The organism is Streptomyces sp. NPDC021020, assembly GCF_044333285.1.
Lineage (GTDB): Bacteria > Actinomycetota > Actinomycetes > Streptomycetales > Streptomycetaceae > Actinacidiphila.
In genome coordinates this window covers 200,295-213,634 of record NZ_JBIRQQ010000009.1, presented here as the reverse complement: position 1 = coordinate 213,634, position 13,340 = coordinate 200,295, and the positions used below count along the sequence as shown (strand labels likewise).

Sequence of the window (13,340 nt, the reverse complement as noted above, 5' to 3'; positions counted from 1 at the left end):
GGTCCGGGCGCCGCGCGGGGTGCTTACGCCTGGCCCAGGACGGTGGCCAGTGCCTCGGTGAGGGCGCTCGCGGGATCCTCGGCCGCGCCCGCGGCGCGCCAGGCGACGTGCTGGTCGGGGCGGACGAGGAGGGCGCCCGCGCCGTCCGTGCCGCGCACCTGCTGCCAGGCGCCGTCGGTGTCGGCCTCGGCGCTGATCGGGACGACGGTCACCGGCACCGCGAGCTTCTCCGCGGCGAGCGCCGCCGCGTCCGCCCAGGCCGCCCCGTCCGGGCCGGTGAGCAGCAGGAAGCCGGGGCCGGAGCCGACCAGGTCCTGGGTGGACACGCGCGCGCCGCCCTGCTCGACCCAGGCGTGCGGCAGCAGGTGCCCGGGGCGGGTGGTGGGCGTGTACACGTCGCCGAGCGGCGCGGGCAGCGGCGGGCGGGTGCCGTCCGGGACGACCGCGCCCTGCATGTACGCGAAGCCGTTCTCGACGCCGATCGCCTGGCATTCGCCGCGGTGCGTCGCGAAGATCTCCGCGGCCCGGGCGCGCTGGGCGGCGCCCATCGGGCTGGGCGCGAAGTAGCCGAAGAAGACCGGCGTGCGGCGCTCCGGCGGCACGTGCGGGCCGATGCCCACGGCGGCGTCGATGACGACCTGGTGGTGCGCGGCGGCGGACATCGCCCAGCCCAGGTTGAACTGGCCGACGGGGCGGCGCTCGGCCTCGTAGGTGTCGAGCAGCGCGTCGGGGGCGTTGCCCGAGACGACCGCGGCGAGCTTCCAGGCGAGGTTGTGCACGTCCTGGATGCCGGTGTTGAGGCCCAGGCCCACGGCCGGCGGCTGGCGGTGCGCGGCGTCGCCGACCAGGAAGACCCGGCCCTTGCGGTAGCTCTCGGCGATGACGGCCTCGACCGTCCAGCTGGTGACCTCGTGCAGCGTCAGCTCCAGCTCGGGGAGGCCCAGGATCTCCCGGATACGGGTGGTGACCGCCTGCTCGTCGTTGCGGTCCAGCCCCATGAGGGGCAGGTGCAGGCCCCACTCCTCGCAGTTCTTGCCCCAGGTCGGGCCCATCTCGATGAGCGCGCTGGAGAGGTCGGCGCGGTAGGGGTTGAGGAACCAGGTGATGATGGTCCCCTCGTTCCAGTGCGCCGACAGGTCCGCGGAGAAGTACGCGGTGGTCGCGTCGAAGAGCGCGGGCAGGCCCTCCATCTTCACGCCGAGGGCGGGGCCGACCGTGCGGCCGGCGTCGGCGGCGATGACGTAGCCCGCCTTGACGGTCGTGGTCTCGCCGCTCTCGACGGAGCGGATCTCGGCGGTGACGCCCTCGCCGCCCTCGTCCTCGACCAGCGACACCAGCTCGTGGCCGAACAGGACGCGGTCGGGGTTGCGCGCCTCGGCGTGCTTGCGCAGGATCGGCTCCAGCCGCAGCTGGGGCAGCTTGACCGGCAGGACGGGGCCCGCCGCCTCGTACGACTCGCGCAGGCTCCCGCCGCCGAAGGCGTCCATCTCGTGGATGACCTTGCCGTCCAGCGGGCCCTGGCCGGTCAGCGTGGTCTGCCAGCGGACCTTGCCGAACTGCTCGGGCGAGGCGCCGATCTCCAGGACGTCGTCCGCCAGGCCGTGCTGCCGGAAGATCTCCATGGTGCGCTGGTTGACGTAGTGCGCCTTGGGCAGGCGCGAGGTGTCCGCGCGGCGCTCCACCAGCAGATGGCCCACGCCGTGGTCGGAGAGGAAGACGGAGGCGGACAGGCCGGAGCCGCCGCCACCCACGATCAGTACCGGAACTTCTACGGTGGCCAAGGGATTTCGTCCTTCCGGAAGTACGACCCAGGGCGGGCGCATGGCGCGCGCCGGGCCGTGGGAGGTGCGGGGAAAACGGGAAGCACCGGGGAAGCGGTGCGGGGCACCCGCGGGGGTGCGGGGAGGCGGGACCGGGAGCTACACCGGGTCCTGGAGGGCGCCCTCCGACAGCTGCATGATCTCCGGCACGCCGGAGCCCCAGCGGTAGTAGGACTGGAGCTTGTAGTACTCGCCGTCGGGCTGCGAGGCGACCGCGTACACGAACCTGGTGGTCGGGTCGGCGGCCTGCACGTGCCGGACGAACAGCTCGATCCGCTCGTCGAGTTCGACGGGCAGCGAGGCCGGGTCGGTGGTCGCCACGGCGAAGCTGATCCGCTCGATCCGCGGGTTGTCCCAGCTGAGCGTGACGTAGACGCCGAAGATCTCACGGCCGAGCCGGAGCATCTGCTCGCTGGGCTCGGCCTGGCCGATCTCGCTCAGCATCGCCTGCAGGGCCTCGGGGGCGATGCCGCCCTCCGGGGGCTCGCCGAAGTAGATGTTGACGGTCCGGTGGCGGTAGTCGATGCCGAGCAGGCCGACCGTGTCGCCCAGGCCGTGCCGCTTGATGAAGTCCAGGCTCTCGCCCAGGCTCGGCGGCATCGAGGGGATGGCGGCGAGCTTGGCGACCTCCTGGAGGTCGGTGCGCGGCAGCACGATCCAGATCTTCTTGAACCCGCCGACGACACCGAAGTCGATGCCGTAGCCGTCGACCGGGCAGGTGCCGCGGATGTCCGCGAGCAGCCGGGAGACGGGGTGGTCCGCCGGCTCCAGCAGCCCGCTGCCGACCGCCAGGTCGTACGGGTCGGTGCCCTGCGGCACCGTGAACCGGCAGTCCAGCTCGCCGGCCCGGCCCGCTCCGGTCGACACCCGGAACGCGACGACGGCCTGGGCGAGATCCCCGCCGTACAGGTCCAGGATGCGCTGCACCCTGTCGCGCGGATAGTCCACTTCCAGGATCCCGGCCGCTTCCTCGATGGCCGAGTGCAGCGCCTGCGCGGCGCTCTCCTGACTCTTCACAGCCGCCTCACTCATGGCGGTCACCACCCATGGGCTTCATGGCGGTCAGCCTCTGCCATGCATCTTGATCAGGCCTCTTGCGGGACTTGCCGCCGGCTTGGTGCGGGTCGGGCGCACGGTGGTGGCGCGGGGTCATCGGGGAAGCTCCTTCCGGGGCAGTGCGGCGGCGTGCAGCAGGACGAGCGGGTGGAAGCGGTAGCGGTCCTCGCCGAGGGCGGGCCCGCCGGGCTCGGACGTCAGCAGGCAGGCGTCGACGAGCTCCTCCAGCGCGTCCTCGGGTTCGGCCAGGCCGATCACCTCGCCGGCCAGCCGGGCGGTGAACGGGCCGCCGCCGACCGCCGCGAGCCACGGCAGGACGGCCGCGGTGGCGGGGCTCAGCCGGGACAGCGCCCGGTTGAGGGAGCGGGCCAGTTCGAGGTCGCCGTAGGAGAGCGCGGCGAGCCGGGTGCGCGGGTCGGCGAGCTGCGCGGCGAGCCGGGCGACGGGCCAGTGCGGGCGGGCGGCGAGCCGGGTGCCGGCGATGCGCACCGCGAGCGGCAGCCCGGCGCAATAGCGCACCAGGTCGCGGGCGGCGGGCAGTTCGGCGCGGATGCGCTCGGCGCCGACGGTCTCGGCGAGCAGCGCGACCGCGTCCTCGTCGGCGAGCGGTTCCAGCGAGACGGTGGAGGTGGCGGGCACGGTCACCAGCCGGCGGCGGCTGGTGACGAGCAGCGCGGTGTCCGTGCCGGCCGGCAGCAGCGCGGTGAGCTGGGCGTCGCTGGAGGCGTCGTCCAGCACCACGAGCAGCCGGGAGGACGCGGTACGGGCGCGGTAGCGGCGCACCAGGTCGTTGAGGTCGCGGCCGGGGCCCTGCCCGCTCTCGCCGAGCGCGGACAGCAGCTCGGCGAGGACGTCGGCGGGTGGCCGGGCGGCGCCTTCGGCGTCCTGGAGGTCGGCGTGGACCACGCCGTCGGGGAAGGCCCGGGCGCAGGAGTACGCGACCTCGGCGGCCAGCGCGGTCTTGCCGCTGCCGGGCATCCCGGTGACGAGCGCGGCCCGCAGCCGCGCGGTGGGCCCGGCGGAGCGGCGCAGCAGCAGCGACCTGAGCCGGGCGGCCTCGGTGGTGCGGCCGGTCACGGCGCCGTCCCGGACGGGCAGCACCACCAGCGGGCGGCGCTGCGCGGTGCTGCTGCCGCCCTCGCCGCGCAGGATCCGCAGGTAGGCGCGGCTGAGCTGCTGGCCGGGCACCACGCCGAGCTGCTCGTCGAGGATGCGGCGGCCCTCGCCGTAGACCTGGACGGCCTCGGCCTGCCGGTCGGAGCGGTGCAGCGCGGTGATGAGGTGGGCGCGGAGGTTCTCCTCCATGGGGAAGCGGGCCACCAGGGAGAGCAGTTCGGGCACCAGCGAGCGGTGCCGGCCGAGTGCCAGGTCGGCCTGGATACGGCGCTCCAGCGCCTCGGCGCGGAGGAATTCCAGCCGCGGCCGCTCGGACTGGAGCAGATGCTCGGTGACGTTGTCCAGGGCGTGCCCGCTCCAGCAGCCGAGCGCGCTGCCGAGCAGCCGGCCCGCCTCCTCGTAGCGGTTCTCCTTCAGTGCCCGGCGGCCCATGCGGTCGAGCCGTTCGAAGGAGAAGAGGTCGACCTCGGCGTCGCGGACGTCGAGGACGTATCCCGGGCCTTTACGGGAGATCTGCACCGGCTGCCCGAGGACTTTCCGCAGCCGTGACACATAGGTGTAGATCTGGGAGTTCGACGTGGGCGGCGGCGTGTCGCCCCACAATGCGGCGCTCAGCCGGCCGTCGGCGACCAGAGTGCCGCGGGCGAGCAGCAGGACCGCGAGTACGGTGTGGATTTTCGTTCCGGGCAGCGGGACCGCCTGGCCCGCTCTGCTCACGGAGACCGGGCCCAGCAGGCGGAATTCGAGTGATCCGTTCGCTCCGCCGCCCCGGTCTGCCTCCGCGGTCCCCTCGGCGGGCGCTGCGGCCACGCCTGCGATGTTCGGCACAGTGCATTCCCCATCCCCTGGATGTCCCCGTAAGAAATTGCCTCCGCAACCTATCCGGCCGTCCTATTACCGCATTATCGAGTCGATTTCGAGTAGCCGAAATCGCCGGGAAATCACCCCAAAAGCGAGCCCGCCTAAAGTGATCCCAGAAATGCTGCACAGGGGAATTGCTCACACCACACGGGGAGTCAGACATGCGCAAGTTCCGCACCGTCGCAGCCACGTTCGCCGGCTCCGCACTGCTGTTTATGCCGCTGCTCGTCGCACTGAACGTCCTGAGCGCCGGTATGGGCACCAACGATCTGCCCTGGACATGATCCGGAAGCCCGGCGGAGAATTCAGCAGCCGCTGAGCAGCCGGGCCAGTTCCAGCCCCTCGACGGGGCTGTCGGCGCCGTGGGACTCCAGGACCTCGCGCAGCCGGCCCGCACGCCGCACCCACACCGGGGCGTTGAGCGAGCGGAATTCCTGCTGGGCCCAGGCCAGGGGCGCGTCCGCGCCCGTACCGCCGCACAGGGCCTCGGCGCAGGCGAGGTTGGTGGTGATCCGGGCCTGGAGGAAGCGGTCGTTGACCTCCTCGGCGGCCCGCAGGGCGCGCAGCAGGCTCGCGCGCGCCTTGTGCGGCTCGTTCTGCCGCCACTGCGCCTCGCCGAGCACGCACAGCGCGTGGGCCTCGCCCAGCCGGTCACGCTGGCCGCGGGTGAGGCCCACGACGTCGTGGCACACCCGCTCGGCCTGCTCCGACTGCCCGGCGCTGAGCAGCGCCTCGGCGAGCCGGTAGAGATTCTGGGTGCGGCTGCGCAGCGACCCGGCCTCGTAGCTGACCTCGATCGCCTGGTTGCTCAGCTCCACCCCGCGCTCGGGGTTGCCCTGCTCGATCTCGATCTGCGCGAGCAGGCCCAGCGCGTGCGAGAGGCCCGAGGAGTCGCCGGCCTGCCGGAAGAGGACGAGGGAGGCCTCGCAGTAGCGCGCGGCCTCGGCCAGCTCGCCGCAGAAGCGGGCGCAGACGGCGAGGTTGCGCCGCACGATGGCGCGGCCCTGGGTGTCGTCGGTCTGCTCCAGCAGGTCGAGGGCGGTCAGCAGCCGCTCGCGCGCCTCGTCGTAGCGGCGCTGGTAGATGGCGAGCGTGCCCAGCGAGCGCAGCATGGTGCCGGCGCCGTGGGTGTCACCGGCGCGCTGCGCGCCCTCCAGGGCGCTGTCGGCGGCCCGGCGCCAGTCCTCCAGGTAGTTGCGGGTCTCGAAGAAGGGCACGGACCCGATGGCCAGGACCCACGCGCGGCCCTCCTGGCCGTCGCGCGCGGCCTGCGCCACGAGCGCGCCGAGCGCCTCGCGCTCGCCCTCGAACCACTCGATGGGGTCGGACACCAGCTCGCTCACCGCGCCGCCGGGCAGCTCCTGGATGTGCGCCGGGACGTGCGGGGCGACCTCGCCCTTGCCGTACAGCTGCTCCTGGGCCGCGTAGACGAGCGTGAGCATGGCGGACAGCACGCGGTCCAGCGTCTGCTCGCGCTCCTGCACACCGTCCTCGGCCAGGCAGCGCTCCTGGGCGAACAGCCGCATCAGCTCCGGGATGCGGAAGCGCGTGCCGCCGCCGCGCACCGAGCAGCGCTCCAGCAGCTGCGCCCCGGCGAGCTGGTGCAGCAGCTCCTCGGACACCCCCGGGGGGACGCCGAGGATGGGCGCGCCGATCCACGGCGGGAAGTCCGGCACGTCGAGCACGCTCAACTGCCGGTACAGGCGCGCGGCCTGCACCGACAGCGCGCGGTAGCTGAGCCACAGGCTGGAGCGCACCCCGCTCTCGCCGGGGCTGACGACGTCCAGCCGCTCCCGGCGGTCCTCCATGCGCGCGACCATCCGGCGCAGCGACCACTGGTGGTCGGACAGCAGCCGGGTCGCGACGATGCGCAGGGCCAGCGGTAACCGGTCGCACAGGTCCACCAGGCGCCGCGCGGCCGCGGGTTCGGCCGCCACCCGCTGGTCGCCGATGGTGGCGGCGAGCAGGTTGAGGGATTCGGTCGTGCTCATCCCGTGCAGCTCGATACGGACCGCGGCGACCGCGCCGGCCAGCCCGTTGAAGGGGTCGCGGCTGGTGAAGAGCGCGCGGGAGGGGCCGCGGCCGGGCAGCAGCGGGCGGATCTGCTCCAGCGAGCCGGCGTTGTCCAGGACGATCAGCAGCCGCTTGCCGTCCAGGGTGCTGCGGTAGAGCGCCGCCCGGTCCTGGATGCCCTCCGGGATCGACGCGCCGGGCACGCCGAGCGCGCGCAGCGCCCGGTCGAGGGCGGCCTCGGGGGTGACCCCGCCGTGGGTGCGCAGGCCCTGCAGATCCAGGTAGATCTGCCCGTCGGGGAAGCGCTGGGCGACGCGGTCGGCCCAGTGCTGGGCGAGCGCGCTCTTGCCGACACCGGCGGCCCCGCAGATCGCCGCGATGCGCACCGGCAGGCCGCCGCCGGGGCCGAGCGCGGGCTGCACGAGCCGGCCGAGCAGTTCGAGTTCCGCCTCCCGGCCGACGAACGGCTCGGGCGGCAGCGGGAGCTGGTGCGGTACGGCGGGGGTCGCGGCCGGCGCGGGCGCGGGGACGGTCTCCGGCGCGGCGGCCACCGCGAGGGGCGCGGGCACGGCGGGGGGCGCGGGGGCGGGGGCCGGGGGGCGCACCGGCGCGGGGCCGTCGCCCTCCAGCACGGTGCGGTGCAGCTCCTGGAGCTCGGCGCCCGGCTCGACGCCCAGCTCGGCGATGAGGACGCGGCGCCCCTCGCGGTAGCAGCCGAGCGCCTCGGAGCGGCGCCCCGACAGGTGGTAGGCCTGCATGAGGACGGCCCGGGCGTGCTCGCGCAACGGGTGTTCGGCGACCAGCGGGCCCAGGCTCTCCACGACGGAGCGGTAGCGGCCCTGCCGGAGCTGGACGGCGGCGTACTCCTCGGCCAGGTCGACCTTCAGCTCGGTGAGGCGGCGCACCACCTCGGTGAGGGAGCCGCCGTCCATGCCGTCGAGCACCGGGCCGTCCCACAGCGCCAGGGCGTTCTCGAAGCGGGACGCGGCCGCGTCCGGGTCGCCCGCCTCGGCTGCCGCCCCCGCGGCGGCAGCCGACTCGTACAGGTCGACCACGTCGACGTAGTGGCCCGCGGTGTGCAGCACGTAGCCGGGCGGCACGGTCTCGATGAGGCCCTCGACGCGGGCCTCGTCGCGGAAGGTCTTGCGCAGGGCGGAGACGCAGATGGCGATCTGGTTGCGTGCGGTCGCCGGGGGTTCGCTGTGCCAGACGGCCTCGGCCAGGGAGTCGACGGATACCACGCGCCCGGGGGTGAGCAGCAGCACGGCCAGAATCGTTCGCTGCCGCGCGCTGCGCAGTTGCAGCGACCTGCCGTCCGCGCTCACTTTGAGCGGGCCCAGCACCTGAAACGATAGCCGGGTCGACACACCGTCCCCTTCCCGAGGCGCATCCGCGCCCCGTCCCCCACGGGAGACATTGCAGAGCCATTCTGCGTACAAGTTTTCGTCTCGACAACACAGTTGAGCCACTTCACGCTACGTGCCGGTCAGCCAACCCGTTCCCTGCGCCTCTTCCAGGAGCCATAACTTTCCGTCACCCGATGGCCGGGACCTTTCGGTCAGCCGGCGTCCGGCCCGCAGCCTGACGGCGATCTCCCGGCGCAGCAGCTCGCCCGCGCGGCCGTTGGCCAGGACGACCAGACCGCTGCCGGTGCGCAGCCGCAGCGTCGACACGGCGTAGTGGCCGGCCGGCGCCCCCTCGTGCCCGAACTCGGTGTCGGAGCCGAGGACGTCGACCATCGTGCCGAGCCCGTAGAGATCCTCCGGGCTCGGGGTGAGCATGCGGGCCGCGGTCTCCGCGGTGAGCAGGGCGAGCGGGACGCCGTGGGCGGAGCGGCGGACCTCCAGCGCCACCTTGGCCAGGTCGGCGGCGGTCGTCCACAGCTCCGCGGTGCCCGCGTCCGGCTCGGTGTCCGGCTCCGGCTGCGTGCCCGGCAGCGGGCGACCCAGCGCGTCGTGGCCGATGCGCGCCGCCGGGGCGCCGGTCCGGCCGCCGCTGCGGGGCGGCGGGCCGCCGAAGCAGCTGTCGTCCAGGCCCAGCGGCCCCAGCACCAGGCGCCGCATCAGCAGCCCGAACGGCTCGCCCGTGACCTCCTCCAGCAGCGCCGGCAGCAGGCCCGCGCCGGCCGCGCCGAAGCGGTTGCCCAGCAGGTCCGCGAGGGTCGGGCGGCGGGCACCGGTGTCCGGGGCGGCGTCCGGCGGGGCGTTCAGGGCCGCGTCCAGGTCGAGCAGCCCCTCGTCCGCCAGCCGCAGCACGCCCAGCGCCGTGACGTGCCGGCTCAGGCCCCCCGCCGGGAAGGCGGTGCGCGGGGTGACCGGCCGGCCCTCCCCGTCGTCGCCCGCGGCCTCGACCGCGACCAGGCCGCCCGCGTCGAGCACCGCCACGGAGGCGCCGGGCACCCGGCAGTCCGCGAGCAGCTCGGCCAGCGGGCGCCCGCCGAAGGCGAGGTGCCGGCCGCTGCGCGCGGCCCTGCGCGGGGCGTCCAGCAGCGGGCCGCCGGGCCGCGGCAGCGCCGCGAGGTCCACCCGCCCGTCGGCGGCCCGTGGCAGCTCGCCGAGCAGCGCGAGGCTCGCGGGGACCAGGTGGTCCGGCAGCAGCCGCCGGCAGTGCGCGGCCAGCGCCGCCGCGTCCAGACCCTGCGCGCCGGGGCGCGGCACCACGTAGGCGGCGAGCCGGACGTCGCCGGAGGCCGCCCGCACCCCCACCACGACGGCCTCGTCGACGCACGGGTGGTCGTACAGCGCCTCCTCGGCCTCCGCCGGGTCGGCGCGGTGCCCGCCGATCCACACCTGCCGGTCGGTGCGGCCGAGCGGCTCGGCCTCCCCCGCCGCGGTGCGCCGCACCAGCTGCCCGGTGCGGAACATCCGGGTGCCGGGCGGGCCGTACGGGTCGGGCAGGAAGCGCTCGGCGGTCAGCGCGGCCCGCCCGACGTAGCCGAGGGCCACACCGGGACCGGCCACGTACAGCTCGCCGACCTCGCCCGCCGGGACCTGCCGCCCGTCGCCGTCGAGCACCCGGATCCGGCTGTCCGCGCCGGGACGTACCGGGTCGGGGCAGCTGCCGTACGACGTCTCGACCGAGCCGTACGCGGGCAGCAGCCGCCCGCGGCCGAGGAATTCGGTGAGCCGCGCCGCGGCGGGGCCGGGCGTGCTGCCGCCCGCGACCACGAACGTCCCGGCGAGCGACGCGACCACCGCCGGGCCGCACTGCCGGACGAGCAGGTCGAGATGGCTCGGCGTCAGGTGCAGGAAGGCGAAGGGACCGGCCCCCGTGAGCCACTCCCCCAGGTGCGCCAGGTCCAGTGCCCGCGGGGCGAGCACCACCCGCTGCCCGGCCGCGAGCGGGGCCCACAGCCCGGTGGCCGTCATCTCGGAGGCGACCGAGCAGAAGACCGCGGTGCCGCCTCCCCGCGCCCCGGCCAGCTCCCGCCCGGCCCAGGCCACATGGTCCGCGAGCCCGCGGTGCGTGACGGCGACGGGGTAGGGGCGCCCGGCCACGGTGGGGGCGTGGGCCACCAGCGCGACGTCGTCGGGCTCCGGGGGCTCGGGCGGCTCCGCGTCCGTGTCCGCCTCCGCGAGGGGCGCGGCGAGCGCGCGGACGACCTCCGGGTCGTCGGCGTACAGCACGACGCCGTCGAAGCTGTCGAGGCCGTCGGCGCCGTGGCCGAGTTCGGTGACGAGCACGCGCGCCCCGGCGTCGGCGAGCAGCAGCCGCAGCCGGGCCGCGGGGAAGTCCGGGTCCAGCGGTACGCAGCCGGCCCGGGCCTTCCACGCGCCCAGCGTCACGGCGTGCAGATCGGCGCCCCGGCCGAGGAGGACCCCGACCAGGGCGCCGCGTCCCACCCCGCGCGAGCGCAGTAAGCGGGCCCACCGGTCGGACGCGTCGTCCAGCCCCCCGAAGGTGAGGGCGAAGCCGTCCCCCTCCACCGCGACCGCCCCGGGCTCCCGCCGCGCCTGCCGCGCGAGCAGTACGGGAAGCGGCTCGGGGGCGGAGGCGGCGGCCTCGCCGGACGCGCCGGGACCGCCGGCACCGCCCGCACCGCCCGCACCGCCCGCACCGCCCGCACCGCCCGCACCGGCATGCTGGGCCGAGCCGGCATGCTGGGCCGAGCCGCCACGTGCCGTCCGCGCGGGACCGGCAGGATGCGCGGCCCCGGACGGCACGGCCCCCGGCGGCACAGCCCCGGACGGCATTGCCCCAGGATGCACAGCCCCCGGCGGCACGGCCCCGGACGACGCGGCCCCCGGCGGCACAGCCCCCGGCGGCTCCGGACGGCGGTGCGCCGCCGCGCCGCCGGCGGACGGCGCGGGGCCGCCGGGCGGCGGGGGCGCCGCACCGGCCGCCCGTGCGCGCCCCCCGGGCGCCCGGCGCTGCGGGCCCTCGTGGAAGCTCAGCGGCCGCAGGTCCTTCCACACCTCCTGGATGTACGCGAGGCACCGCTCGCGCGACCCGGTGGTCCCCTCCGCGTGCCAGCCGGCGGGCAGTTCACGGTCGATCCACCAGATCGAGTGCTGCCCCTCGCCGTTGAGCACGACGCGCCGTTCCGCGGGGTCGGCGGTCTGCTGTTCTGACAAGGTCGCTCCTGTCGGATCCGGGGACGCCACCCGGGGGTGGGTCGGGGAGTGGGTCGCGGCGCACGGCGGCGGCCGGACCGGGAGCCGTCCCGGTCCGGCCGCGGGTGGAGGCGCCCGGCGCGGGCGGTCAGGGCCGCTTCGCCAGCTCGTCCTCCAGCCGCCGGGACAGCTCGACCCGGCGGGTCTTGAGCGTCGCGGTGCGCGGCAGCTCGGCCAGCGGGATCTGCACCGGCTCGGCGAGCTGCGGGTAGGCCGTCGTGGCGGCGCGCCAGCGGTCCATGTCGAGCGGCTCGTCGCGGTGGGTGCAGACCACCGGGACGGCCTGGGCGTCCGGTCCCGGCACGACGACGAGTTCGGCCAGCTCCTCCAGCTTGTCGAGGATGTCGTCCTCGACCTCCAGGTTGCTGCCGACGCCCTCGATCGTGTCGAACTCCCGGTCCAGCATGTGCAGGCAGCCGAAGCGGGTGCGGTAGCCGACGTCCCCGGTGCGCCACCAGCCGTCGTGCACGTTCTCGTCGTAGCGGTCCTGCTCGCCGTGGTAGGTCTTGGCGATGCCGTCCCAGCGGACGTCGATGTAGCCGGGGTTCGCCTGCGAGGGCCGCTTGCCGTCCCGGCTCACCACCCGCACCTTCGCGCTGCCCGGCAGGGCGAAGCCCATGCAGCGGCCGTCCATCCGGTGCGCGAACTTCCGGAAGTACGGGCGGCCGGCGGCCGGGCCGACCTCGCTCTGGCCGTAGATCTGGAAGAACTGCGCGCGCTGCGCGGAGGAGTGCAGCAGCCGCCGCACGGTGCGCGGGTGGATCGCGTCGAAGGTGCTGCTGAAGTACTTGACCGAGGCGAAGGGCCTGCGGCGGTCGTCGGTCAGCTGCTCCCAGGCCAGGAAGGAGTTGGGCAGCGCCTCGATGAGCCAGGGGCGGTGCTGGACGAAGAACTCCGCGACGGCGTCCGGCCTGCCGTCGTTCACCGCGAGCACCGGCATTCCCTTGAGGAAGCACAGCGACAGCGCCGCGAAGGTCCGGGAGTGGCCGAAGGGGATGTGGACGGCGACGGTGCCGCGCTTGCGCATCATGCCGAGCAGGAAGAGCTGCGGGCGCAGCCGGGTGCGCATGGTCCGCGGGGTGTGCACGACGAGCTTGGGCAGCCCGGTGGTGCCCGAGGTGTGGGTGATCATGGCGGGCTCGTCCAGGCCGCGCAGCACCGGCTTGACGGGCGTGCCGCCGTCGAGGTCGGCGAGCCGGGTCGCGCCCGGGCCGGTCTCGCCGATCCCGATGACGCCCGCGGTCAGCGCGTCGAGGTCGACGCCGTCCTCGGTCAGCGCGCGCAGCTTGGGCGCGTCGGTGATCAGGTGCGGCCGGTCCAGCCGGCCCATCAGGGCGGACAGCGCCGCGGAGTCCAGGTGGTGGGAGAGCATGACGGGCACGGCGCCGATGCGCTCCACCGCGGTCGCCAGCAGCCACAGGTCGAAGTTGGGGGCCTTGCAGACCACCACGTGGCCGCCGGGGCGCACCCCGGCCGCGGCGAGCCGGTTGGCGAAGTCGGCGGCGTGGCCAGCGAGCCCGGCCACGGTCAGCCGGCGGCCGGCCTCGGGCAGCGCGTCGAGGTCGTGGTCGAGCGTGACCGGCGTGCCGCCGCGGACGAGCGCGGCCCGCTCCGGCACGACGCCGAGGTAGAGGCCGGTCTTGTGCAGGGACTCCTGGTCCGTGGCGCTCCGCGTTCCGGAATCCAGCTTGTCCAGCAACGTGCTTCCCATCAGATCTCCCTCCGGGCCCGCCTCGTTCCGGTAAGGGCAGCGGACGGCGGTTCGGTGTTCTCGGGTGCCGGTGAAGCACAGCGTCCTGCACCGGACTTGGTGCCGAATGTGCGCCCGTGCGGCTCCGTTGCGGCCGGGCGGCGGTACGGG

Annotated in this window: 7 protein-coding genes; 1 reads left to right on the top strand and 6 read right to left on the bottom strand. The window is 75.2% G+C overall.

The features are described from left to right. Positions 1-23 precede the first annotated feature (23 nt). From ACH4SL_RS26970 to ACH4SL_RS26960, 3 genes are all read right to left on the bottom strand, one after another. Positions 24-1,781, bottom strand: coding sequence for an FAD-dependent monooxygenase (locus ACH4SL_RS26970; protein WP_398450015.1), 1,758 nt, complete (start codon positions 1,779-1,781; stop codon positions 24-26). A 138-nt stretch (positions 1,782-1,919) separates the two neighbouring features. Next, positions 1,920-2,852 carry an aromatic prenyltransferase gene (locus tag ACH4SL_RS26965; protein ID WP_398450013.1) on the bottom strand — a complete coding sequence of 311 codons (933 nt, stop codon included), beginning with the start codon at positions 2,850-2,852 and terminating at the stop codon, positions 1,920-1,922. 117 nt (positions 2,853-2,969) lie between these two features. Next, a complete protein-coding gene (locus ACH4SL_RS26960) occupies positions 2,970-4,802 on the bottom strand; it encodes a BTAD domain-containing putative transcriptional regulator (protein WP_398450011.1) in 1,833 nt (610 codons plus the stop codon). Positions 4,803-5,014: 212 nt separating this feature from the next. Between ACH4SL_RS26960 and ACH4SL_RS26955 the strand changes: the two genes are divergently transcribed. Further along, positions 5,015-5,137 (top strand): hypothetical protein, encoded by a 123-nt coding sequence (locus ACH4SL_RS26955; protein ID WP_398450009.1) that lies wholly within the window; start codon positions 5,015-5,017, stop codon positions 5,135-5,137. Positions 5,138-5,158: 21 nt separating this feature from the next. Here ACH4SL_RS26955 and ACH4SL_RS26950 read toward each other — a convergent pair whose 3' ends face one another. The 3 genes from ACH4SL_RS26950 to ACH4SL_RS26940 form a co-directional block, all read right to left on the bottom strand. Then, positions 5,159-8,233 carry an AfsR/SARP family transcriptional regulator gene (locus ACH4SL_RS26950; protein ID WP_398450007.1) on the bottom strand — a complete coding sequence of 1,025 codons (3,075 nt, stop codon included), beginning with the start codon at positions 8,231-8,233 and terminating at the stop codon, positions 5,159-5,161. 108 nt (positions 8,234-8,341) lie between these two features. Further along, the gene (locus ACH4SL_RS26945) at positions 8,342-11,440 is read right to left on the bottom strand and encodes an AMP-binding protein (RefSeq protein WP_398450005.1); all 3,099 of its coding nucleotides are present in this window, start codon (positions 11,438-11,440) and stop codon (positions 8,342-8,344) included. Between the two features lie 127 nt (positions 11,441-11,567). Continuing rightward, positions 11,568-13,190 (bottom strand): AMP-binding protein, encoded by a 1,623-nt coding sequence (locus ACH4SL_RS26940; protein WP_398450003.1) that lies wholly within the window; start codon positions 13,188-13,190, stop codon positions 11,568-11,570. Between the last annotated feature and the right edge of the window lie 150 nt (positions 13,191-13,340).

Coding starts and splice junctions, on each gene's coding strand:
- ACH4SL_RS26955 (WP_398450009.1), top strand. CDS start 5,015: ATGCGCAAGTTCCGCACCGTCGCAGCCACGTTCGCCGGCTCCGCACTG.
- ACH4SL_RS26940 (WP_398450003.1), bottom strand. CDS start 13,190: ATGGGAAGCACGTTGCTGGACAAGCTGGATTCCGGAACGCGGAGCGCC.
- ACH4SL_RS26965 (WP_398450013.1), bottom strand. CDS start 2,852: ATGAGTGAGGCGGCTGTGAAGAGTCAGGAGAGCGCCGCGCAGGCGCTG.